Here is a 743-nt window from a genome sequence, read left to right as displayed (position 1 = left end):
AGGGCCCTTCCAAAAGTTCCGTAAGATGCGGGGGCTTACAGAACGATGTTGCCGGCGGTGATGATCTCACCGGAGCCGCCGATCGTCAGGTCGGCAATGCCGTCGCCATTCGTGTCGCCGAAGATCGTCCAGGTGGACGCGCCGGTGACAGAGATGACCAGCTCGCCGGACGTGCCGGTGAAGGCGGTCACGACGGTGAAGGCCTGATCGCCCGACGTGTTGTCGTCGGCGTCGATCGCGGACAGGTCGACCGTGTCTTCATCTTCGTCGAACGCGCTGATCAGGTCAGCGGACACCAGGACCGGGCCATTGGATTCGGCCGCGGAGGTGTAGACGAAGGTGTCGGCGTCATCGCCGCCGGTCAGCAGGTCAGCGCCCAGACCGCCATAGATGACGTCGTTGCCGGCGCCGCCATTGATGGCGTCGCCGCCGGCGCCGCCGAACAGCGTGTCAGCGCCGGATTGACCCGGAGCGCCGTCGCCGAAGATGCTGTCAGCGCCGGAGCCGCCATAGATGACGTCGTTGCCGGTGTTGCCGGCCAGGTTGTCAGAACCGGAGCCGCCATACAGCACGTCGTTGCCGCCATTGCCGTAAACGGTGTCGCCGCCGGTGCCGCCAAAGACGGTGTCGTTGCCGCCGCCGCCATAGATCAGGTCGGAGCCGGACAGGCCGTACAGCACGTCATTGCCGCCATTGCCGTTGATCGTGTCGGAACCGGTCGCGCCGACCAGAAGGTCGTTGCC

General features: G+C 65.8%; 1 protein-coding gene. It reads right to left on the bottom strand.

What is annotated here, in order from left to right; translation table 11 throughout:
* Window positions 1-35: 35 nt before the first annotated feature.
* Window positions 36-743 (bottom strand): calcium-binding protein (locus tag L338_RS16085; RefSeq protein ID WP_022699441.1); only part of this gene is annotated, 708 nt, incomplete at its 5' end.

Origin of the sequence: Euryhalocaulis caribicus, from assembly GCF_000412185.1 — a bacterium.
Lineage (GTDB): Bacteria > Pseudomonadota > Alphaproteobacteria > Caulobacterales > Maricaulaceae > Euryhalocaulis > Euryhalocaulis caribicus.
This window is presented reverse-complemented; position numbering and strand designations above follow the sequence as displayed.